The organism is Pseudoalteromonas sp. 78C3, from assembly GCF_002836695.1.
GTDB classification, from domain to species: Bacteria; Pseudomonadota; Gammaproteobacteria; order Enterobacterales; family Alteromonadaceae; genus Pseudoalteromonas; species Pseudoalteromonas arctica.
This window is the reverse complement of sequence record NZ_PJAV01000171.1, coordinates 64,185-86,034: the sequence shown is the minus strand read 5'-3', so window position 1 is coordinate 86,034 and position 21,850 is coordinate 64,185. Positions and strand designations below refer to the sequence as shown.

Annotated in this window: 21 protein-coding genes and 1 riboswitch; of the genes, 14 read left to right on the top strand and 7 right to left on the bottom strand. The window is 38.1% G+C overall.

Features of this window, described 5'->3' with window-relative positions:
• Positions 1 to 192: 192 nt before the first annotated feature.
• The 3 genes from CXF76_RS18145 to CXF76_RS18135 are packed head-to-tail and all read left to right on the top strand — an operon-like array spanning position 193 to position 1,748.
• On the top strand, positions 193 to 711 hold the full coding sequence (locus CXF76_RS18145; RefSeq protein ID WP_101164305.1) for a hypothetical protein: 519 nt from the start codon (positions 193 to 195) through the stop codon (positions 709 to 711).
• The gene (locus CXF76_RS18140) at positions 704 to 1,231 is read left to right on the top strand and encodes a hypothetical protein (RefSeq protein ID WP_101164304.1); all 528 of its coding nucleotides are present in this window, start codon (positions 704 to 706) and stop codon (positions 1,229 to 1,231) included. Before CXF76_RS18145 ends, CXF76_RS18140 begins: the two co-directional genes overlap by 8 nt.
• Position 1,232: 1 nt before the next feature.
• Positions 1,233 to 1,748: a hypothetical protein gene (locus tag CXF76_RS18135; RefSeq protein WP_024590027.1), complete on the top strand. Its 516-nt coding sequence runs from the start codon at positions 1,233 to 1,235 to the stop codon at positions 1,746 to 1,748.
• Positions 1,749 to 1,780: 32 nt separating this feature from the next.
• Here the strand turns inward: CXF76_RS18135 and coaD are convergent, their stop codons facing one another.
• Positions 1,781 to 2,272 (bottom strand): pantetheine-phosphate adenylyltransferase, encoded by a 492-nt coding sequence (gene coaD, locus CXF76_RS18130; protein ID WP_101164303.1) that lies wholly within the window; start codon positions 2,270 to 2,272, stop codon positions 1,781 to 1,783.
• A gap of 198 nt (positions 2,273 to 2,470) precedes the next feature.
• On the opposite strand from coaD, the gene CXF76_RS18125 reads away from it, so the two are divergent.
• Positions 2,471 to 3,163 (top strand): TetR/AcrR family transcriptional regulator, encoded by a 693-nt coding sequence (locus tag CXF76_RS18125; RefSeq protein WP_024592300.1) that lies wholly within the window; start codon positions 2,471 to 2,473, stop codon positions 3,161 to 3,163.
• Between the two features lie 324 nt (positions 3,164 to 3,487).
• Positions 3,488 to 4,945, top strand: coding sequence for a tRNA uracil 4-sulfurtransferase ThiI (thiI, locus tag CXF76_RS18120; RefSeq protein ID WP_101164302.1), 1,458 nt, complete (start codon positions 3,488 to 3,490; stop codon positions 4,943 to 4,945).
• Positions 4,946 to 4,985: 40 nt separating this feature from the next.
• Here the strand turns inward: thiI and CXF76_RS18115 are convergent, their stop codons facing one another.
• Positions 4,986 to 5,888: a ketopantoate reductase family protein gene (locus tag CXF76_RS18115; RefSeq protein WP_101164301.1), complete on the bottom strand. Its 903-nt coding sequence runs from the start codon at positions 5,886 to 5,888 to the stop codon at positions 4,986 to 4,988.
• The gene (locus CXF76_RS18110) at positions 5,881 to 6,234 is read right to left on the bottom strand and encodes a VanZ family protein (protein ID WP_007581666.1); all 354 of its coding nucleotides are present in this window, start codon (positions 6,232 to 6,234) and stop codon (positions 5,881 to 5,883) included. The genes CXF76_RS18115 and CXF76_RS18110 overlap by 8 nt, the downstream gene beginning before the upstream one ends.
• Before the next feature lie 152 nt (positions 6,235 to 6,386).
• Between CXF76_RS18110 and CXF76_RS18105 the strand changes: the two genes are divergently transcribed.
• The 3 genes from CXF76_RS18105 to CXF76_RS18095 all read left to right on the top strand — a co-directional run bounded on the left by CXF76_RS18105 (position 6,387) and on the right by CXF76_RS18095 (position 9,967).
• Entirely contained in the window at positions 6,387 to 6,869 is a 483-nt protein-coding gene (locus CXF76_RS18105) for a YajQ family cyclic di-GMP-binding protein (protein ID WP_007377833.1), read from the top strand.
• A gap of 201 nt (positions 6,870 to 7,070) precedes the next feature.
• The gene (locus CXF76_RS18100; protein ID WP_101164300.1) at positions 7,071 to 7,856 is read left to right on the top strand and encodes an ABC transporter substrate-binding protein; all 786 of its coding nucleotides are present in this window, start codon (positions 7,071 to 7,073) and stop codon (positions 7,854 to 7,856) included.
• 63 nt (positions 7,857 to 7,919) lie between these two features.
• Positions 7,920 to 8,103: riboswitch (cobalamin riboswitch) on the top strand.
• 37 nt (positions 8,104 to 8,140) lie between these two features.
• Positions 8,141 to 9,967 carry a TonB-dependent receptor domain-containing protein gene (locus tag CXF76_RS18095; protein WP_101164299.1) on the top strand — a complete coding sequence of 609 codons (1,827 nt, stop codon included), beginning with the start codon at positions 8,141 to 8,143 and terminating at the stop codon, positions 9,965 to 9,967.
• A gap of 90 nt (positions 9,968 to 10,057) precedes the next feature.
• On the opposite strand, the gene msrA is transcribed toward CXF76_RS18095, so the two are convergent.
• The 3 genes from msrA to CXF76_RS18080 all read right to left on the bottom strand — a co-directional run bounded on the left by msrA (position 10,058) and on the right by CXF76_RS18080 (position 14,834).
• The gene (msrA, locus tag CXF76_RS18090; RefSeq protein ID WP_101164298.1) at positions 10,058 to 10,594 is read right to left on the bottom strand and encodes a peptide-methionine (S)-S-oxide reductase MsrA; all 537 of its coding nucleotides are present in this window, start codon (positions 10,592 to 10,594) and stop codon (positions 10,058 to 10,060) included.
• A gap of 85 nt (positions 10,595 to 10,679) precedes the next feature.
• A complete protein-coding gene (locus CXF76_RS18085; protein ID WP_010553194.1) occupies positions 10,680 to 13,778 on the bottom strand; it encodes an efflux RND transporter permease subunit in 3,099 nt (1,032 codons plus the stop codon).
• A 3-nt stretch (positions 13,779 to 13,781) separates the two neighbouring features.
• Complete coding sequence (locus CXF76_RS18080; RefSeq protein WP_024590017.1) at positions 13,782 to 14,834, bottom strand: efflux RND transporter periplasmic adaptor subunit; 1,053 nt, start codon at positions 14,832 to 14,834, stop codon at positions 13,782 to 13,784.
• A 246-nt stretch (positions 14,835 to 15,080) separates the two neighbouring features.
• Between CXF76_RS18080 and CXF76_RS18075 the strand changes: the two genes are divergently transcribed.
• From CXF76_RS18075 to CXF76_RS18050, 6 genes are all read left to right on the top strand, one after another.
• A complete protein-coding gene (locus tag CXF76_RS18075; protein ID WP_024590016.1) occupies positions 15,081 to 15,785 on the top strand; it encodes a DUF2982 domain-containing protein in 705 nt (234 codons plus the stop codon).
• A 22-nt stretch (positions 15,786 to 15,807) separates the two neighbouring features.
• Positions 15,808 to 16,140: a hypothetical protein gene (locus CXF76_RS18070; protein WP_024590015.1), complete on the top strand. Its 333-nt coding sequence runs from the start codon at positions 15,808 to 15,810 to the stop codon at positions 16,138 to 16,140.
• Positions 16,141 to 16,209: 69 nt separating this feature from the next.
• Positions 16,210 to 17,859: an Lcl C-terminal domain-containing protein gene (locus tag CXF76_RS18065; RefSeq protein WP_007581674.1), complete on the top strand. Its 1,650-nt coding sequence runs from the start codon at positions 16,210 to 16,212 to the stop codon at positions 17,857 to 17,859.
• Between the two features lie 9 nt (positions 17,860 to 17,868).
• On the top strand, positions 17,869 to 18,387 hold the full coding sequence (locus CXF76_RS18060; protein ID WP_024590014.1) for an Lcl C-terminal domain-containing protein: 519 nt from the start codon (positions 17,869 to 17,871) through the stop codon (positions 18,385 to 18,387).
• A 165-nt stretch (positions 18,388 to 18,552) separates the two neighbouring features.
• Positions 18,553 to 19,470 carry an ExeA family protein gene (locus tag CXF76_RS18055; RefSeq protein ID WP_024592309.1) on the top strand — a complete coding sequence of 306 codons (918 nt, stop codon included), beginning with the start codon at positions 18,553 to 18,555 and terminating at the stop codon, positions 19,468 to 19,470.
• An 11-nt stretch (positions 19,471 to 19,481) separates the two neighbouring features.
• Entirely contained in the window at positions 19,482 to 20,519 is a 1,038-nt protein-coding gene (locus CXF76_RS18050) for a general secretion pathway protein GspB (protein WP_101164297.1), read from the top strand.
• Between the two features lie 53 nt (positions 20,520 to 20,572).
• Here the strand turns inward: CXF76_RS18050 and CXF76_RS18045 are convergent, their stop codons facing one another.
• On the bottom strand, positions 20,573 to 21,766 hold the full coding sequence (locus CXF76_RS18045; RefSeq protein WP_024590011.1) for an HD-GYP domain-containing protein: 1,194 nt from the start codon (positions 21,764 to 21,766) through the stop codon (positions 20,573 to 20,575).
• Positions 21,767 to 21,850: the final 84 nt, after the last annotated feature.

Sequence of the window (21,850 nt, the reverse complement as noted above, 5' to 3'; positions counted from 1 at the left end):
CTCTACATTTTCTCATGCATTACGACATCTATATATCAAATAATACAAGCTACTGGTGGCTTTGGAATGCTTACGCAATAGGGGTCAACGCTGCTGATTTCATAATGGTAGCTATATTTTTTATAAACAAAGATTTTTTATACTTGATGAAATTTAGAAATGGTTTGATTGCGAGTTTGAAGAGGATAGTTAGTGTCTGACATACTGTGGGATCTGGTAGCGATTAGAGATTATGTAGGTATTTTTATTACATGGTTCTTTGTAATTGCATTTCTTTATAATTTATCAGCAAGCATAAATAGTCCCTATAAAAATACAATGTACCTTTCTGGTATTATGATGATTTCGTATACCTTAAGTACACTGTTCGATATGGTTATAGTGTCTCACTTAAACTATTTTTACTTCGATATTGTAACTCTAATTATTATTTTTACGTTTAGGTACTACAGCCGAAGCCCAATTCCTAACGCATTTTATTATCTTGTATTTGGTCTGAGTATTAATGCATCTTTATTTTTAGCTATGCATTACGATATAGAGATTCTAGGTACTCTATATTATTGGTGGTTTTGGAACGTTTATGTATTTGGTATGTACTTTACAGATTTGATAATGCCATTAGCGCTTATCTTTAACAAAGATTTTTTAGGTCTAGTTAAGCTTACTAAATTTTTAACTGAAAAATTTAAAAGGTCACGCAATGCATGATTTTTTATGGCAGCTGGCTAGTTTATACGACTATATAACTATTTTTACTACATGGTCTTTTGTACTCGCTTTTTTATATAATTTGTCTGCAAGCATTAACAAGTCTGACAAAAGCTGCACACAACTTGCATTCATTATGATGGTATCTTACACCTCAAGTATTTTTATGGATCCCTTGAGCAACACACCCCATTTGACCCTTTTTATATTTGATATCGTAACTATGTTTTTTCTGATTATATGGCTGATATACTTTAGTAAAAACCTCCCCGTAGCCTTTTATTATCTTTTAGTTGGACTTAGCTTTAACGCATTTGTTTTTTTTGGAATGCACTACGACAGTATTGTTTTAGGAAATTTGGATTACTGGTGGTTTTGGGCCTTATATGTAATAGGGCAAATAATTTCTGATTTAACGATGCTTTTAGTTCTCCTAATTAATAAAGACTTTTTAGGTTTGGTTGCATTAAAACGGTATTTACTTAATCGTATAAAAAACACCCATCAAAAGGTTGAATAAAATGGAGGAGCTATTTTGGCAATTAAATTCAGTTAACGAATATTTTGGAATATTTATTACATGGCTTTTTGTTTTTTCTTTTTTGTTCACTCTATCAGCGGCTATTAATAAGCAAGATAAAAGCCGAGTTCACCTTTGCTTTATTATGATGGCTTCGTATACATTTAGTTTGTTTATGGACATAACTACTGCGGCTCCGCATTTAAAGTTGTTTATATTTGATGTGCTAACAATTGCCGTTATTTTTATGTGGCGTATTTTTTTAGGACGTAAAATACCGTACGGATTTTATTATCTTATTGTAGGGCTTGCTATCAATGCCTCACTGTTTATGGGGATGTACATTGATAATACTCTTTATGGCAATTGGGATTTTTGGTGGTTGTGGATGCTGTATGGTTTTCTTATGCCTATTATTGATATCACTATGGCGCTAATACTAATTATCAATAAAGATTTGCTAAAACTTGTTTGGTTAATTAAAAAATTAAAATCATCTATACAAAAGCCGAATTAGCGCATACAAGTTATGCGCTAATTCGGGAAGTGTTATTGGGCACCACAGCCCAATTTAGTTTTTAGCGCTTTAACAATTACCGGGTCTACAAACTCGCTTACATCACCATTGTGGCGAGCTACTTCTTTAACGAGTGTTGATGAAATAAATGAATTTCGCTCAGCGGGTGTTAAAAATACACTTTCTAAGTCGGGGTTCAGGCGGCGGTTCATGTTAGCTAATTGAAATTCATAGTCAAAATCAGATACAGCTCTAATACCGCGAATAAGCACATTAGCATTGTGCTCGCGTGCAAGATCAGCCAATAAACCAGAAAAACCAATCACCTTAACATTATCTATGTGGCTTAAAATAGAGTTTGCAAGCTCAACACGTTCTTCAAGGTTAAAGCAGGGTTTTTTACTCGGGTTATTAGCTACCGCAACTAATACAGTATCAAACATTTTAGCTGCACGTTGAATAAGGTCTGTGTGCCCATTAGTTAGTGGATCAAAGGTGCCAGGGTAAATTGCAATAACTTTCATAATGTTCACTATTTATTATTTTAGCGCTAGTTTAACAGTGTTTATGCCACAAAGCAGCCTAGCTAAAAAAGCATATAAACACTTACTTTCTTTAAACAGGTCAGTCCATGGTGGGAGTGTTTTAATGATTCATATTTGTTTATACTGTTTACCTCTTTTGAGTGTAATGTAGCCTATAGATAATTTGAGTATTAGCATATGAATACCAAGGATAAAATAATACACACCAGTATTTTGTTGTTTAACGAAAATGGTGAGCGTGCAATAACGACAAATCATATTGCATCAAACTTAGGGATGAGCCCGGGTAATCTTTATTATCATTTTAAAAATAAAGAAGACATTATCCGTCATATTTTTGCGCTGTATCGCGATCATTTAAATACTCACTTTAAACCTATTAATAAAGATGATGATGCATTTAATCATTTAACGGCTTACCTAGATTCGTTATTTGAGCTGATGTGGCGCTATCATTTTTTTTACGATAATCTCGGGGATATTCTCTCTAGAGATGCTGATTTAAAACAAGCTTATATTGATTTTCAGTTAGAGTTGTTAGAGCAAGTTCGTAAAATTATTTTAGGACTTCGCGACAGTGAAATGATTGCTATTGATGAGCAAGATGTCATTGATTTAGCACATACACTAAAGCTAACGGTTAGTTTTTGGACGCCTTATATTAAAGCCCGTAGGCCAAGTGGTACGCTTGCTGAGCAAGATATATATCATGGCATTTTAAAAGTACTTACATTATTTAGAGCGTACAGTACCGATAAAAGCATTGATAAAATGAACCTGCTACGTGAAAAATATACTGAATTAGCGCAACAAGCCTTAGGGCCTGTTGACCTTTCAGGATTAAAATTTGTTCAATCTAGGGGCGATTAAATCGCGACGCGAGGTTTGTAACCTAGTGGGCTAAGTAAAAACCAAGCAACAAAGAGTTAATCGCCCCTAGGCTAAACCCTTTGGGCAGCGCTTGTTTGGTATTTATGCTACGTTATCGCCTATTTATGGGGAATAACCACACTACATAGGCTCTGCCTTGCCTAAATACCAAACACACTGCTGCAAATTTAACCTCGAAAGATAAACAGGCCCTAGCTGTAGTTTAATCGATAGTAATAGGCTGTTTCCTAGGCGCTGAATTTTTTGCTATAATCCCGCGCCAAATGCCTGGGAGCGCGAATTCCCGCAGTCTAAGAGTGAACTATGCTTAAATTTATCGTCAAACTACATCCTGAAATAGCCATTAAAAGCCGTTCAGTCCGTAAACGCTTTACTAAAGTGTTAGAAAATAACATTAAAATTGTATTGCGCCGTGTTGACGAAAAAGTACAAGTAAGAAATAACTGGGATAACATTTCAGTTGTTACAAAGCTTGAAGACGCGCAAGTTCGCCTTGATTTTATCGATAGCCTTAAACGCATCCCTGGCATTGTTCAATTTATTGAAGTAACCGAAACACAATTCGAAACTCTTGATGATATTTATCAAAAAACCATCGCTTTAGTTGGTCATACTATTGTAGGTAAAACCTTTTGTGTTCGTGCTAAGCGCATAGGGCAACACGATTTTACCTCAACTGATTTAGAGCGTTATGTTGGTGGTGGATTAAATCAACATATTGAAGGCGCAAGCGTAAAGCTTAGCCGCCCAGAAGTAACAATACGCCTAGAAGTAAAAGACGATAAAGCTTACATTGTTTCTCATACACATTTTGGTATGGCTGGTTTTCCTCTGCCAACTCAAGAAGATGTGCTTTCGCTTATGTCTGGTGGTTTTGACTCTGGCGTAGCAAGTTACCAAATGATTCGTAAAGGCGCACGAACACACTTTTTATTCTTTAATCTAGGTGGCGCAGCGCACGAAATTGGCGTTAAGCAAGCAAGCTACTACTTATGGAAAAAATACAGCTCTACACATAAAGTTAAATTTGTAACGGTTGATTTTGAACCTGTTGTTGCTGAAATTTTAGAAAACGTTGAAAACAGCCAAATGGGTGTTGTACTTAAACGTATGATGATGCGCGCGGGTAGTGTAGTTGCGCAAAAGTTAAACATTCAAGCACTTGTCACTGGTGAAAGTATTGGCCAAGTATCTAGTCAAACATTAGCGAATTTAAGCGTGATTGACCGTGTTACTGAAACGCTTATTTTACGCCCGCTTATTCAACACGATAAGCAAGAAATTATTAATATTGCTCGCCAAATTGGTACGGCTGAAATGGCAGAAACAATGCCTGAATACTGTGGTGTTATTTCTAAAAAGCCAACGGTTAAAGCCAAAATAGACGTTATTCTTGGTGAAGAAGAAAAGTTCGACTTTGATGTACTTGATACCGTTGTAAACAACGCACGTATAATGGACGTGCGTGATATTGACGTAGAAGCCAAACAAGAACTTAAAGAAGCTGAATCGGTTGCTGATTTGCCTGTAGGCTCTGTGGTAGTTGATATTCGCTCACCAGAAGAAGAAGAAGCTGCACCGCTTGCAATCGACGGTGTTGAAGTGGTTCATTTACCGTTCTTCCGTCTGGCGACTAAGTTTGGTGATTTACCAAAAGACACCGACTACTATTTATATTGTGATCGAGGCGTAATGAGCCAACTACAGGCACTTATGCTGCACGAACAAGGCTTTGAAACGGTAAAAGTTTACCGCCCATAAGGTTTGTCGTCTTAAAGTTAAGAATTTATATAAGCGTGGTTTATACCACGCTTTTTTTTGCCTGAATTTTGACAAACAACTCATCATTGTAAGGTGTAGGAATACCGTGAAGTTTACCTTGTTGGCTAATATAGCCACATATAGCTGATATTTCAGTTTCTCTGCAATGCGCTACGTCTTGCTGCATTGAAGAGTAATTGTCAGACGTTAATTCCATTATTTTATAAGCGGTATTAAGTGCTTTAATCAATGGGATATTAAGCCCTTGTACGTTTGCTATATTGCATGCTTCAGTGAGTGCATTAAAAATTATAGCGTTGTACTTAGGTGCGCGTAACTCACCATTTTTTACATTACTTAAAGCGCTTAATGGGTTAATGGCAATATTTACGAGTAGTTTTTCAAAACGAAGCTGCTGAATGTTATTAGTAAACTTTAGGCTGGGTATTACTTTAAAAATATCAGCTATTGGCGCGCTATTTTGAAAAGCTAATTCATTACAAGCACCAATAACACTTTGTCCCTCACCAGTGTGCTGCACAATGTATTGGTTTGATTTAAAGCCCGCTATGCTTGTCGTTAAAAAGTAGAGTGCTTGGTGAGTGCTTAGCTGGCTATTTACCTCATCAACATTACCCATTCCGTTATGCGAAAGTACAACAGAGCAATGATTTGGTAAAAACGGCTTTATTTGCGTAAATGCATCAAGTACTTGAAAGGCTTTAACGGTAAATAAAACAACATCAAATTCAGCCGCTTTATTTAGCTGATTTAATGAAATAAATTGTGCGTCAATTTTTTTAGATGCACCCTTTCCTCGACTATAAAAGCGGGTATTTGTTGGGCTTTTGCGAGTTAAAACACTGACATTATGCGACGCACTTAGAAAATGACTAAGTAACAAGCCAATAGCACCATCGCCGACAATTAAAATATTAGCCATATGGGTTCTTTTTTCGAGGTGTAAAAATTACTCTAAGTAAAAAGTAGCTTGCGGCACCTGCAAAATCAGCAAAAAAATCACCGAGTGATGCTTGCCTATATGGAAGTGCGTCTTGCATTATTTCTATAGAGGCGCCATAACCTGCCAATAAAAGTATTTGCGCATATAAAGGAAGCTTAAACGCTTTATCCATTATTATGGCTAGTATAAAAAAAATCCCAAAATGGGCCACTTTATCAACATGAGGAAATAAATTTACAACGCCACCTTTTATTTCTTTGGCAAATAAAAAGGTAAAAGCTACTATGCTGATTAAAAAAATTGCTTGATAAACACGCCTTGTCACGACAAATCCTAAAATCGCTTAAAAAAGAGGCGCAAGTATATCAAACTAATTTAATATCGCACCTGAACAAGATGCAGAAAAATGTAAAGATTTATAATTTTAGCGTTATAATTACCACATAAAATTAAGATTAAATAGTTAGGAGCAAACCAATGCCTTCATTTGATATTGTATCTGAAGTAGAAATGAACGAAGCTAAAAACGCAGTTGATAATGCAAATCGTGAGCTAGAGACTCGCTTTGACTTTAGAGGCGTTGATGCATCTATTGAGCTAAATGACAAAACAATTAAGCTTAAAGCTGAAGCAGACTCTCAGGTTATGCAATTATTTGATATTTTAGCTAACAAAATATCTAAGCGTGGTATGGATGTATCAAGCTTAGAGCTTCAAGATATTACCCGTGCAGGTAAAAATGTATTTCGTAACGTTGGCTTAAAGCAGGGTATCGAAAAGGACATGGCTAAAAAAGTAGTTAAAGCCATTAAAGACTCTAAAGTTAAAGTTCAAGCTGCTATCCAAGGCGAAGAAGTACGTGTAACGGGTAAAAAACGTGACGATCTTCAAGAGGCTATGCAAGTAGTGCGCAGTGCTGAGTTAGGTCAGCCTTTTCAGTTTAAAAATTTCCGCGATTAATTAATAAATAGTTTTAAATTAAGCATGCTTTAATCTGTTTATACTTACAGACAGATTGAAGCTACTTACTCTTTTTAAATATCTCACTATTATCCCTCTTTGCTGCCTAGATACTCCCGTATGTATTAATCTTCTTTTTGATATTTAAGCTATTATATTTAATCACATGCAATTAAGTACTTCACACTAGAAGGTATTAAAATGAAACGTCATCAATTATTTTTGTTATTTGTTTTGCTTACATTTACCAAACCAAGCTTATCAAAAACAGTTGATATTGATGTACTGGTTGAAGATGGCTACTTTCCCATTATTATTAATGCGCAAAAAAAGCAGGGTTTTGCTCCTGAGTTTATTAAGATTTTAAACGGCGCACAGCAGGAGTTTAATTTCGTACTTAAGTCTCTACCTGTAAAAAGGCTTGCTTTGTCAGTTGAAAAAAATAATTTTGATGTTTTATTTTTAATGGCACTGCAATGGATACCACAATCAGCGCAAGAGAATATTAAAAAAACCGAATTTTATACCATTACCAAAAATGAGCTTTATACGCTTAAAGAAAATACAAATGAGCAAGCTTACTTTGACGACATTACGTCATTAACAAAGGTTGGGGTATTGGGGTACTCGTATCAATTTGCTGGATTTAATACAGATGCCGAATTTTTAAGTGAGGAACATCAGGTAAGTTTAACCATTGATGAATTCAATGTGGTTAAAATGCTGCTATTAAAGCGCGCGGAAGTAGGTGTTTTAAATAATATTGCTTACCAATATTTTAAAAATAAAAATACTTTTAATATGGATTTACTCTATAAAAGTAACGTACCAGATGCCGTTTATAAAACGCACTTTTTAGTTAACTCTAAATCAAATAAGATCACTAGTAATAAAATGGATGAAATACTAAGCTTACCTACTGCACAAATACAACTTCAGAAGCTACTTGATAAATATGGCGTTTCTTCAAACTATACTAGCCCCTAACTGCATTTTAAAGGTTTTTAGCTGTATAGACGTCCATTGACATTTGTAAACAAAATACTCACAATAGCGACATATTTTCAAGGTGCTTGCTAGCCACTTCATGTAATGATTTTTTTAGCAGGATAATCGGGAAGTTGGTGCGTTTTCATGATGACTACAAGCCCAACACTGCCCCCGCAACGGTAAAGTATTGCATATTTTGATGTGCTTACTGAGTCCGGAGACCGGCCTTGATGCAATCTTACTTACTTAAATCTTTGCGGTGGGCAAAGGTAGGGGACCTCATGTTAAACAAAACAACTCTAGGCGTTGCAATTTCTGCTGCGCTTTCATTTTCTGTGTCTGGTGCAGAGCAATCAATTGAAAAAATAACCGTTACAGCTAATAAGTTTGAGCAATCAATTAACGACGTTTTAGCGAGTGTAAATGTTATTGAACGTGCTGAAATAGAAGCTAGTAACGTACGCGATTTACCTACACTTTTAAGCACGCGAGTGGGTTTTCAAGTTAATCCAAACGGTGGTTTTGGTCAAAATACAGGCGTGTCACTTCGTGGTACGGGCTCTGGCGATACGTTGATTTTAATTGACGGTGTACGTACAGGCTCAGCAACACTTGGTCAAAAAGCATTAAATAATGTCCCTTTAAATAGTATTGAACGCATTGAAATTATTAAGGGTTCTCGCGCGGCTGTTTACGGCTCTGATGCACTTGCTGGCGTAATTAACATTATAACGCGTGAATCAGATAACTTATCTGTGAGTGCTACGTTTGGTTCTGATTCTTACCAAAATTATCAAGTGGCAGGCTCTGTAAAATCAGGCGATATAACAACAGCATTTAATGCAGGCTTTGAAAAAACAGATAACTTTGATGTACTGCAAGGCGTAGCACCAGATGAAGATGGCTATGAAAATAAAAATCTTGGTTTTAAAGTAAATTATACTGATGCACACTACGGCGACTTTAAGTTATTAGGTCAATACAGTGAAGGTTTCGCAGATTACGACAGCCGCTTTAGCCCAGCCGACAGTACGATTGAACGAGATGATTTTAAAAACTATCAGCTTTCTGCAGGTTGGAGTAAAAACTACACTAACCAAACGCACAGTATTGATTTAGCGCTAGCAACGGATGATTCAGACAATACATATGTTGATTTTTCAGTTGGACCAACAACAAGTACTTTTATAACTAAACGCACACAAATTGATTATAACGGCCAATACCTATTATCTGATGAGCTTAACATTAGTGGTGGTATCAATTGGTACAACGATGATGTATCTCATAGTTCGCAACTATTTGTTGAAGACAGCCGAGATGTACTTGCTGTGTTTGTAGGTGCTTACTACGATGCAGATAAAGTATTAGCTAATTTAACTGTTCGCCAAGATGACGACGAGCAATTTGGCGACGAAACAACGTATACAGCCGCTGCGGGTTATCATTTATCTGAAAATGCAACATTTCGTATAAGCCAAAGTACTGGCTTTAAAGCCCCTACATTTAACGATTTATATTTCCCACTTTATGGTAACCCTGATTTACAGCCTGAAAAATCAGTAAACCGTGAGTTAGGTTTGAGTGTGGACTTTGATATTGCGCAAGTTGATGTTGCAATTTTTAGAAACGATATAGAAGATAAAATTGATTACGATGCAAACTTTGCATTAGCTAATATTGATGAAGCACGCTACGAAGGGGTTGAATTTAGCTTATCTCAGCAGTTTTTTGGTTTTGATAGCAACCTTAACTTTGCTTACTTAAGCGCTGAAGACGAAGAAACGGGCGCAGAGTTACGTAATGTTGCTAAACGTACTTTTAACTGGGAACTTGCAAAACAGTTTGGTGCTTTTGATGCAAGCTTAGACATGCAATACCGTAGCGACCGACAAGGTGCTGTGACGCGTTTAGGATCATACACGCTTTGGAACTTAGCGGGTAATTATCAAGTAAATGAGCATATTGAAGTTTCGCTTCGTGTAGAAAACTTATTTGATAAAGAGTATAACGCTGTTGATTCAAATACTGATTTTACAACGGGTCAAGTGTATTACTACAACACTCCAGAGCGTCGCTTTTTTGCAGGCGCAAGCTACCAGTTTTAACGGTATTTATTAATATTAAAAAGCCCGACTTACGTCGGGCTTTTTAATGTGTAGCTAAGTTTAACTAATCAATTTAACTGCTCAAATTAGCTAGTCAGCTAAGAACTCTTTAAATACGGTTTCAAACTTATGTAATTTAGGTGCTATTAAAATACTACAGTAACCCTGCTGTGGGTTTTCGTTATAGTAATCTTGATGATAATGCTCTGCTGGATAATACGTAGTGGCAGGGCTGACTTCTGTCACAATTGACTCACTCACATGGCTTTGCAGTTGAGCTACCATTTCATTGGTTTGCTTTAGTTGCGCTTCATCGTGATAGTAAACAACGCTTCTGTACTGTGTGCCTATATCGTTACCTTGGCGATTCAATTGTGTTGCATCATGCAAAGTGAAAAACATTGCTAGCAGTGTTTCAAAGCTAACTACAGTGGTATCAAATTCAATTTTAACAACCTCAGCGTGCCCGGTTGTGCCAGAGCATACAGAATTATAGGTTGGGGTGTCGGTTTCGCCACCGGTATAGCCAGAACTCACATCTAATACGCCATTTACACGTCTAAATGCTGCATCTATACACCAAAAACAGCCGCCACCAAATGTTGCTACTTGCGTTGTTGAGCTCATAAGTATTCCTAAAATGTATATGGAGTTTAAAGGCGAGCATAAATTGTATGCGCCGCAACAACAAGGTTACGGCGCAATAAAGAGATTAGATCTCTTCGAAAGGCTTTTCAGCAGCTTGTTTATTCAGCTTTTGTTGTAAAAACTCAGGTGACTGTGTATTTTTCGATAGAGCATAATACGCAGCAGGTACAACAAAAAGAGTCAGCAGGGTAGATACAATAACCCCTGTAAACACAACTACACCAATTACCATACGGCTTTCAGCGCCGGGGCCTGAAGCAAAAACCAAGGGAACAGAGCTCATAACGGTTGTAAGTGAGGTCATTATTATTGGGCGAAGGCGCTGGGTAGCTGCTTGTAGTATTGCTTCACTAAACTCAACGCCTTTGTCGCGTAATTGGTTAGTAAATTCTACAATCAAAATACCATTTTTAGCACTTAAGCCTATGAGCATGACAATACCTATTTGGCTGTAAATATTTAAGGTAAGCCCTGTAGCCCAAAGCCCAAACATAGCGCCCATTAAACCAAGCGGTACGGTAAGCATAATTACAAATGGGTGCATAAAACTTTCAAACTGTGCAGCAAGTACCAAGAAGGTAACGGTGAGTGCAAGTATAAATACGTAGGTCATCGCTGATGCGCCTTCGTAATAAAGCTGCGACTCACCTTTGTAATCTACTGCGCCATCTATATCGTTTTCTTGCGCGGCTACTTCGTTTAAAAAGTTAAGCGCTTGCTCAAGGGTATAACCGTCGGCTAAGTTGGCGCTTAATGTAATTGCGCGCATACGGTTGTAGCGGTTTAAGCGCGATGCTGTTGCTTCTTCTTTTAAGCTGATAAGGCTATCAAGTGGAACTAGTTCACCGCTTCGTGATTTAAGGTATATATTTGAAATATCAGTAGGATTGGTAAAATCTTCTTTTGTCCCTTTTAAAATCACATCGTATTCTTCACCGCGGTCAATAAAGGTCGTAACACGGCGCTGGCCAAGCATTGTTTCTAGTGTACGGCCTACATCAGATACCGAAACGCCTAAATCGGCAGCTTTGTTTTTATCTATGCTAACTAAAAACTGTGGGAAGGTTTCTTTGTAATCATGATCGATTCTTACTAAACCAGGGTTTTGCTCAGCACGCTTTATTATACGGTCACGCCAATCGGCCAGTTGAGCGTAATCATTACCTTGCAGTACAAACTCAATTGGGCGAGATGAGCCACCACCACCAATACCACGGCGCATAATGGCAAATGCACGAACATCGGTAACTTCTTGCATTTTACCGCTTATTTCGTCCATTACTTCCCAGGTTGAGCGTTTGCGTTTATCCCAATCGGCCATACCCACAATCGCAACACCGCCGCTGCCACCCCAGCCAGGCACTCGAACAAGTACGCGACTTAGCTCACCGGCTTGCGAGTAAGGCATTAAGCGCTCTTCAATTTTAGCCATATTAGCGGCGTTATTTTCGTAACTTGCGCCCTCAGGGCCGCTCATCATAATAAAGAACGTGCCACGATCTTCTTTTGGCGTTAGCTCAGAAGGAACTTGTAAAAACAACGAGTAACTAACAAAGCCAGCTAATAATAAGCTCACCATTAAACCCCATTTACGGGTTATGTTGGTGGAGAGTGAATTACGGTAACTTACTTCAATTTTAGTAAACTGGCGGTCCATCCATTGGCTAAATTTATTTGGTTTGTCTGATACTTTAAGTACTTTAGAGCACAAGGCTGGTGCGAGAGTCAGTGCTGTAACACTTGAGAAAAATACGGCAGCACTTACCGCCATAGCAAACTCAGTAAATAATGCACCTATACGGCCATCCATAAATACTAATGGCACAAACACCGATATTAGTACAAGAGTGGTTGCTACTATAGCAAAACCTACTTCACGCGCGCCTCTAAATGCAGCTAGTAACGGCGGCTCACCCAGTTCAATACGGCGGTGAATGTTTTCAAGCATTACAATGGCATCATCTACTACTAAACCAATGGCCAGTACTAAGGCAAGTAAAGTGAGTAAGTTAATTGAGTAGCCCATTGCCAATAAAAACATAAAGCTACCAACAAGTGCGACCGGTACGGTGACCGCAGGGATAAGCGTTGCTCGTATATTGCCTAAAAACAAAAATATAACGAGTACGACTAAACCCATAGAGATGGCAAGTGTGCTGTAAACTTCATTAATAGACTCTTTAATAAATACAGACGAATCGTAGCTGTCTTGAATTGTAGTGCCTTCAGGTAGGTTGCGTTTGATTTTTTCAAGTTCACTGCGTGCGTTATCTACTACGGTAAGTGTGTTTGCTTTAGCTTGTTTTACAATACCTAAGCCAATCATATTACGCCCGTTACCACGAAATAAGCTTTCGTCATCGGCAGCTTCTAAACGTACATCGGCAACTTCACCTAAACGTACTAAGTAACCTTCATCACCACGTTTAATTACCAGGTTTTTAAAATCGCGCTGATCTTTATAACTACGGGCAGTACGCACGGTAAAGTCACGATCTATAGATTCTATTTCGCCAGCCGGTAACTCAACGTTTTCTGTACGAAGTGTGTTTTCTATATCGCTTGAGGTAATACCCCGTGCGGCCATTGCTTGGCGGTTAAGCCAAATTTTCATGGCGTATTGGCGCTCACCACCAATACGTACGTTAGATACACCATCTACTACGGCTAAGCGGTCAACAATAAAACGCTGCGCGTAATCAGAGAGCTGTAACGAGTCCATTGTTTCGCTGTTTAATACAAACCAGGCGATTGGGCTTTCATCACTATTTGATTTAGATACTTCTGGCGGGCGTACCTGATCAGGCAAACTATCAAGTGCACGTGCTACACGTTCGCGTACATCGTTAGATGCTGCATCTATGTCGCGGTTAATATCAAACTCAATGGTAATGTTTGAGCGCCCATTACGGCTCGAAGAGTTAATACTTTTGATGCCTTCAATACCTGAAATTCGATTTTCTATTATTTGCGTTATTTTGGTTTCTATAATTTCGGCAGAAGCACCTGTGTATTCAGTGCTGATATTTACAATCGGCGTTTCAATATCCGGGTATTCACGAAGTGGCAGCATAGTAAACGCAACCAGTCCAAAAGTAAGAAGCAGTAAATTAATTACAATGGCAAAAACGGGGCGCTTGACGCTAGTATCTGTAATTTTCACGTATTACCCCTTTACGCTTACTTTACTTCCAGAGCGAATTTTTATTAGCCCCTCAGTAACAATTTGCTCGCCATCAGTTAGGCCTTCGTCGATAGCAACCCAGCCATTATTTCTGCTAGCAACATGCACTTCAATTTTATTAGCTATCCCATCTTGAATTTGAAAAACAAAGTGTTTGTCTTGCAAAGGTATAACCGCTTTTTCTGGCACCATTAAAGCTTGGTTGCTGCTTAGCTCAAGTGCTGTATTTAGTAACATACCAGGGCGAAGTAATCCTGATTTATTGGCAAAACTTGCTGTTACTTCAACACTGCGAGTAACCGAATCAATACGCGAGCTAATATGCGTTACCTTGCCGTTAAATGTTTGTCCTGGGTAGGCATCGTTTTGCGTAAGCACTTTCATGCCCATATTTAATTGTGCTAAATATTTTTCAGGTACTTTAAAGTCAACTTTAATAATACTAATATCATCAAGTGTTGTGATTATTGTTGTATTACTTACGTAAGCACCTATTGATATTTCACGCTTACCTAACAGGCCTGAAAAGGGCGCACTAATAGTCATTTCGTTTAATTTAGTTTTAGCGCTTTCTAGTTGGGCCTCTGTTGCATCAACACGAGATAACTGCTCCTCAAGTAACGACTTTGCCGTTGATTGCGAGCGTGAAAGTTCGGTTAGGCGATCTAACTGACGTTGTTCTTCACGTAAGTTAATGCCAAGCTCTTTAACGGCAAGCTGTTCTTGTTGGCTCTGTAACTGTACTAACTTTTGTCCTTTACTGACTAAGTCGCCGTCTTTAAAATATATATCTGTGACATAATCGTTTTGCGCACTTTTTATATAGATTGCTTGGTTTGCACGCGCGCTACCGATCGCTTCTATCATCACTGCGTTTTCCTGAGAAGTAACAGTATGAGCTGTTACTTGAGTAGACATTTGTGATAAATCGGCCTGTTCGCCGTGGCTAGCGGGTAGATATAAATAAACGCTAAATATTAGAAGTAACGTAATAATAAATGGAAAAAGTGCTTTACCTGATTGTCTTGAGTACATTGATTTCATACCTGAAAATGAATTGTAAGTATTGTACGAAATAAGACCGGGAAAAGACGGTTATGTGTCTCATAAATTTGTGCGTTAAGCGTAAAAGTAAATAAGATTTATTCATTGTTCCTATTTTGTTGAGGAAAAAGCGGTAATGTATGAAATTTAAAACCACCTGTAACTTATGTATAACAACAAGAAAGGTCATAATTTGGGCTGTTATTATGCTTGTTTTTTATATGGCGTTTTACCAATATGGATAAATCTAACAATGCCATTAAGTTTCGGGCACAAGGTGCGCGAAACGCAATTGAGGTGCTTGTTGCAGGTGCAATTGGTTTAGTTTTTATTATGTTGTTTAATTTACTGAGACCGGGTGAGATTAGCATACTTGAAATATTTTTAGTGAGCTTGTGTATTGCCGCTATTTTTATTGGATATTTAAAAACTCAAGAGCCATATCATAGCCTTATATTAAATGAGTCTGAGCTCGTTTATTACCATAAGTACGGAGCTTGGTGTATGCCTCATAGTAACTTTCATCACAGTGGTATACCCAAAATAGAAGATGGCTTTGATTACTTAGAATTAAATGCGGTTGGTATAAAGGTAAACGACATAGATGACTTTTTAACAAGCATAGCGCCTCGAATTGCAGGGAAATTATTAATAGAGCAGCGTAATTTATTTATGCAAGTTGTTCAAAAACATTGCAAAAATGGCAATTGCCCATCAGAATGGCTAATAGAAGATACACATTACACATCCCATAAAGGGATAAGCTATACTGGTCTTATAGCTATGTTTGCTAACAGGACTAAGCACCTTCAACTGTTAACCGGTTACGATTTATTATTACCAGCCAGTGTGTTAGATAGAGATATCTGGGCATTTAGTGCTAACTTAAATAAGTGGAAGCGCGAGCCTAGTCAGTTTATAGCGTCGCAAATTAATAATTAAGCTGCGACTGTAGGAAAGAAAAATGAGTCAAGAGAGAGCCTTTTTAAAAAGTGGTCGAAACACCATAATACATAAAGATAAAAAGCATGATTTAGTGATTGTAAACTCTGAAATTCATCCTAAAATTAAAGTGACTCAACATGGCTTAGAGCCATTTAAAGAAGAGTTACCTAAAAACCGCCGTGATGCAAAAGATCGCTATTTAGAAATAGTCTATGTTGGAAGCCCTGATATATTTGGCGAAGAAAAACAATTACTATTTATTCAAGCTTTAGATGGGCGTGAATACAAAGTAGATTACAGTAAAATCGGTACGAAATTGTTTGTACGCATTCATCAAGATACATATATGTAGTACTTTAATGGCATCTTTATTGCTAGTAATTACACTATAGTAATTATTTGACATAATAAGGTGCTGCGTATGAAAGCGTTTGCTTTAATCCCCCTCATTTCTTGCGGTTTGCTGAGTGCGTGTGGAGGTGGTGGCGGTGATAGCGATAATACAGTTGTAGAAACATCTGTTAATGCTGGAACCGATTTACAAATTATCGAAAAAACTGAATTTACTATCACAGCACAAGGTTCCCCCGCTGATGGTACGTTTTCATGGCAACAAGTTAGCGGCCCAAGCTTAGAAGGTTTTCCGCTTGAAGGCGCTGAGCAAACATTGACAGCCCCTGACGTAAAAACTGATAGTGAAATAATCTTAAGAGTAAGCTATCAAAGCACCGGTAGTAGCGCTGTTAGTGACGACATTTCTATTTCAGTGAGCTCTAATAATCAACTTCCTCTTGCTGTTGTTACCCAAACATCTCCTGAAACACTTCCTTCTGTATACAAAGACACAGTTACTTTGAGCGCCCTTGAGTCGAGCGATCCTGATGATAATGGCCAAATTGATAGTTACTTGTGGCAACTGCTATCAGGTCCTGATTTAGATATTGCTAGCTTTAATGAGTCAACTCTTAGCTTTTCTCATCCATTACTAGAAAGTAACGTAAATTTATCTTGGCAGCTAACAGTCACTGATGATGAGGGCGGTGAGGCAAGTACTCAATATTCAATGACGCTTAATAAAACAAATGAACTAGTGGATGCAAATGCAGGCGCTGATCAAAATGTCGAAGAGTTTGAAGAAGTAACACTTGACGCAACGAATAGCGAAACTGTCACCGATACCTATCAGTGTAAGTGGCAACAACTTACCGGTAATAGCGAAACATTAAGTAATAGCGACCAATGTACAACGACATTTTTTGCCTCTGATGTAGATACTGAATCCACGTTGAGCTTTGAAGTAACGGTAACCGACTCAAAAGGACGCACCGATACAGATTCTTTATTTGTTGATGTATCACCAAAAGCGCTTGGGCTTATAAACGATAGTGGTGTTGGTGAGTGCTATAACAACACCCAACGCATTAACTGTGAAAGCGATGACTTTCCAGCGCAAGATGCTGAACTTGGACGCGATAGCTATGCAAACCGCTTAGATAAGGTTGGTAAAGGTAATTTAGCGTTTGATTACACTAAACTTAATCAGTTTGCTGATGAAGTTGGTGATGATAGTAGTGACTTTACCTGTATACGCGATAATGTTACTGGACTTGTATGGGAAGTAAAAAGTGAATCCTCAGGAGTATTGCCAAATACAAGCTTGCGTGAGGGTCAAAATCATTACTTTTGGGATTTAGGCGATACTACTTTTACCGATACCAGTACAGCCAATTCAACTTGTCCGGATGATACGAGTTGTGGAGTACAAAGTTATATAAACGAAGTGAATAACTTAGATTTTTGTGGTGGTACAAATTGGCGGTTACCTACTTATACAGAGCTTTTAGGTTTAATTGATTATGGTAAGCAAGGGCAAAGCATATTAATTGATGAGGTGTTTTTCCCCAATATGCCAAGTGAAAGTGCATTAAGCCACTTACGTTATTGGACTTCACAAACCGCAGCCGATGGTACAAGTTTATCGCAAGCGTACATTATTGATATGAGTGATGGTAACGATCTTGCTTATCCAAAAGAAAATACCGCGTATGTTCGTTTAGTTAGAAGCCGTTAGGAGAAAATAATGAGATTAAAATTACTCTATGCACTAGCAACTATAAGCTTGAGCTTTAATATTGCAGCGGCGCAAACGTGCTACGACGGTGCAGATACCACAACGCCGACAGATAGATTTACCATAAATACAGATGGCACAGTGTCTGATACCGAAACAGGCCTTATGTGGCAACGTTGTAGTTATGGGCAAATTTATAATACAGAGACGCAGCTTTGCGAAGGCTCTACACCTTCTCTTACTTGGCAAGAAGCACTACGCGGTGCTAAAAATGATACAACCGCAGATTACGATGATTGGCAAATGCCTAACATTAAAGAGTTGGCGAGTATTTTAGAGCACAGTTGCACCGAGCCGAGCATTAATGAAGAGGTGTTTTTTGGTACTAAGCTTCAAAACTATTGGTCAAATACATCGGGTGTGAGCACGATGAGCTCTGCATGGGTTTATCAATTTGATAGTGGCCTGAATAGTTTGCACGCTAAAACAAGTAATGTGTATTTACGGTTAGTTCGCTACGAAGAGTAAATTACATACTAAGATTAGACAGATGAAAGTGCAGCCTTAAAACCGCTGCATTTTTTTGTTTTACATAAATTTACGTTATTTCAATAATAAAGCGCTTACAACGTTGTCACTTAGTGCGTTTTTTTGCCATTATAGGCCGTGATTTAATTACGAAGGAACATCACGGTGTATTTAAGCTATTTTGGCCTGAATGAAAAACCTTTTTCAATTTCGCCCAACCCTCATTACTTATTTTTAAGTGAACGACATAAAGAAGCCTTAGCACACCTTACCTATGGATTAGGTGAAGACGGTGGTTTTGTATTATTAACAGGCGAAGTGGGTACTGGTAAAACTACAATTACCCGCAGTATGTTAGAGCAGTTACCCGAAAACACGCAAGTAGCGATGATCCATAACCCAGCACTTTCAGAGCTAGAGTTATTGGCTAGTATTTGTGATGAGCTCAACATTAGTTACGATGCTAATAATGCGACGCTTAAAAGTCTTACCGATATTATAAAAAAGCACTTAGAGACCAATAATAAATCGGGTGGGCACACCATACTTATAATTGATGAAGCGCAGTTACTTGCCCCTAATGTGCTTGAACAATTACGCTTGCTAACAAATATAGAAACCGATCATAAAAAATTATTACAAATAGTATTGGTTGGTCAACCTGAGCTACAAGAGCTTTTAAAGCGCAATGAATTAAGGCAACTCGCCCAGAGAATAACAGCTCGTTACCATTTATTACCACTTACGCAAGGCCAAACAGTTGCTTACATAAAGCATCGGTTACATGTTGCAGGATGTGATAAAGGAATTTTTTCGATGGATGCCATGCAAGCTGTTCATCAATTAACCGGTGGTGTGCCACGATTAATGAACTTGGTATGTGAGCGAGCTTTGGTAGGCACTTTTGCAAAGCAGCAGTTGATAGTTGATAGCGATATAATAAAAAAATCAGCACATGAGTCATTACCCATGGATTTTGTAGCGCCAGTTAATGAGGCCAACAAAGCAACGTCATTTGTACCATATAGCCTTGCATTCGTTGCTTTATTTGCCGTAGGCATTGGGCTTTCATTTATTTTATAGTTAGGTAAGTTATGTCTTATTTATTAGATGCGCTAAAGCAGTCGCAGCAATCAGATATGAGTGCTGAGCAATACGACTTACAATCAGAGCAGTTAAAGCAACAGCAAGCACTAAAGCGTTATAGACGATTAGCGTTAGTATTTGGTACAAGCTTAGCTGCTTTTATTGCTGTAGCTGGTGGGTTTACTACGGGTAAGTGGTTTCAAGGTACTACTTTATTAAACATATCGGAACCCGCTGTAATTAAGGTGGTTGAAAGCGAAAAATCGTCAACTAAAGAAAAAGTTAAAGAGGTAGATGCCGCAGTTGAAAAGCAGCAAATAGCTAAGTTAGAACCCGCTAAAATAGCTCCAAATAATACTGCAACGATTGAAGGGCAACTTGTACATGTGCAAACACCTAATGGTGTACAGCAAATGTTATTAACGCCTAATGGGCAATATATTCCTATGCCATCGAGTCCGGTCACGAGCGCAACGGGTTATAATCAGCAGAACGTGCAACAAGTAATGCCAGTTCAAAATTATAATCAGCCAGTATTTAATCCACAAAATAATTACAATCCAAATAATACACAGAACGCTTCGGTATTTGGGCAAAGTCAAAATACAGCATCAGCTCAACTAGATATGAGTAAATATAAAGTACTAGGTAAGCCAATTAATGGTAACAACCAATCTCAACAGATGAGCGATCCTGAGCTTGATGAGGTGCCTACAACACTTAAAAATGCGTTTGCGCAAGCTATACAAGACGTCGAAAAAAATCAGGATTATGAAGTGACCCATGCATCAAAAACGTCATCACGTGTTGAGCCTGTAGAATTGCTACCAGATGGCTTGCAATCAATGTTACCTAGTATTAAATATCAAGCGCATATTTATTCATCGAGCGCTGACAAGCGTTGGATCAAGCTAAATGGCCGAGAGCTACATGAAGGAGAGAGCATAGGCGCTTTAACTGTAAGAGAGATTACACCTGAGCAAAGTGTACTTGATTTTGATGGTTATGAGTTTAGCTTAAAAGCTTTGCAAGACTGGCCGCAGTAAACGCTTAGCTATTATGTTGAGAGCTCGGTAGAATGTTGAGCTCTCAATATTGCTTAGGATAATATTGAGTTTTTATAAAAGCGTTCTAAATCAATATTATATTCTTTAGGTTTCACCGCTGACTCAAGGGTATCTAGGGTTTTTTTATTAGCTAAATCGATATCTTTTATCTCTGTATAGCGACTATGCTTAGCACTGTAAAATGTTTTAACGATAGGTTTTAGCGGTGTGCTAGGGTTACTCTCGGTCACTAAACCAACTTTTTGACTCGATAATCTAACGAGCGTTCCTACCGGATGAATACCAATACATTGAATAAATTTATTAAGCAGCTCGGGATCGAAGCTATCTGGGCATCCGTCTTTTAGTATTTTAAAGGCTTTTATTGGCTCCATGCCTGCTTTGTAAACACGTTCTGCGGTAAGTGCATCATATACATCCACAATTGACGCCATACGTACGTATTGACTTATTTCGTCGCCCTTTTTAGCAAACGGGTAGCCTTTACCATCAAGCCTTTCGTGATGCATGCCAGCAATATCAACTGCAATACCCGTTAAACCAGACTCTTCTAATATCTCTTTACTGAAAAGCGAGTGCATTTTCATTATTTTAAATTCATCATCGGTAAAGCGACCTGGTTTATTGAGTATTTCATCAGGAATTTTTATCTTACCAATGTCGTGTAAAAGTGCGCCGGTAGTCAGTTCAACGATAATGTTTTTTTCTATACCTAAATGCTTAGCAAAAATCCCCATTAATATCGATACATTAATAGAGTGCTCAAGTAGGTAAGCATCTTTTTGGCGCATTTGGGTAAGGCAGGCTAGGGCATCTTGGTTTCTAAAAACAGAGTCCATAAAGCCACTTGCCAGCTCTCTGAATGGCGTAATATCTATATCGCGGCCTGCTTTAATATCTTTAAATGCTTTTATTTGCAGTGTTTTAGCTTCGTCATACAGCTTTTTTGCCTTTCCCATTTCTTGTTCGGCACTGTGTGTTTTTTGCCAAGGGTCACGCTTTATTTTTGTTGCAGGTACAGTGATAGGAGCTTTTTCAGGGACTGAGTCAATGAGGGTTTTATCAGGGTCTATTTCTACTTCTAAAATTCCTGCTTTTATTAGGTTATTAATACCAGCCTGAGTTTTAACCCAGCCTTGATTTTTAATTTTAATACTGCCAGTTTGCCTGGTAACACTTTGCACAAACATACCAGGCAGTAACTGACCAACAGGAATTATTTTCAAATTTATTACTTCTATTGTTAATCTTTCATTAAGCTAACAAATATATATGTTACTACCTAATAAAAAAGGCACTTTTCAGTGCCT

What these genes read in the sequence shown, in the direction of transcription:
- CXF76_RS18125 (WP_024592300.1), top strand. Translation starts at nt 2,471, where the DNA reads ATGAATACCAAGGATAAAATAATACACACCAGTATTTTGTTGTTTAAC.
- CXF76_RS18135 (WP_024590027.1), top strand. Translation starts at nt 1,233, where the DNA reads ATGGAGGAGCTATTTTGGCAATTAAATTCAGTTAACGAATATTTTGGA.
- thiI (WP_101164302.1), top strand. Translation starts at nt 3,488, where the DNA reads ATGCTTAAATTTATCGTCAAACTACATCCTGAAATAGCCATTAAAAGC.
- CXF76_RS18100 (WP_101164300.1), top strand. Translation starts at nt 7,071, where the DNA reads ATGAAACGTCATCAATTATTTTTGTTATTTGTTTTGCTTACATTTACC.
- CXF76_RS18065 (WP_007581674.1), top strand. Translation starts at nt 16,210, where the DNA reads ATGAAAGCGTTTGCTTTAATCCCCCTCATTTCTTGCGGTTTGCTGAGT.
- CXF76_RS18105 (WP_007377833.1), top strand. Translation starts at nt 6,387, where the DNA reads ATGCCTTCATTTGATATTGTATCTGAAGTAGAAATGAACGAAGCTAAA.
- CXF76_RS18050 (WP_101164297.1), top strand. Translation starts at nt 19,482, where the DNA reads ATGTCTTATTTATTAGATGCGCTAAAGCAGTCGCAGCAATCAGATATG.
- msrA (WP_101164298.1), bottom strand. Translation starts at nt 10,594, where the DNA reads ATGAGCTCAACAACGCAAGTAGCAACATTTGGTGGCGGCTGTTTTTGG.
- coaD (WP_101164303.1), bottom strand. Translation starts at nt 2,272, where the DNA reads ATGAAAGTTATTGCAATTTACCCTGGCACCTTTGATCCACTAACTAAT.
- CXF76_RS18070 (WP_024590015.1), top strand. Translation starts at nt 15,808, where the DNA reads ATGAGTCAAGAGAGAGCCTTTTTAAAAAGTGGTCGAAACACCATAATA.
- CXF76_RS18075 (WP_024590016.1), top strand. Translation starts at nt 15,081, where the DNA reads ATGGATAAATCTAACAATGCCATTAAGTTTCGGGCACAAGGTGCGCGA.
- CXF76_RS18115 (WP_101164301.1), bottom strand. Translation starts at nt 5,888, where the DNA reads ATGGCTAATATTTTAATTGTCGGCGATGGTGCTATTGGCTTGTTACTT.
- CXF76_RS18095 (WP_101164299.1), top strand. Translation starts at nt 8,141, where the DNA reads ATGTTAAACAAAACAACTCTAGGCGTTGCAATTTCTGCTGCGCTTTCA.
- CXF76_RS18080 (WP_024590017.1), bottom strand. Translation starts at nt 14,834, where the DNA reads ATGTACTCAAGACAATCAGGTAAAGCACTTTTTCCATTTATTATTACG.
- CXF76_RS18060 (WP_024590014.1), top strand. Translation starts at nt 17,869, where the DNA reads ATGAGATTAAAATTACTCTATGCACTAGCAACTATAAGCTTGAGCTTT.
- CXF76_RS18140 (WP_101164304.1), top strand. Translation starts at nt 704, where the DNA reads ATGCATGATTTTTTATGGCAGCTGGCTAGTTTATACGACTATATAACT.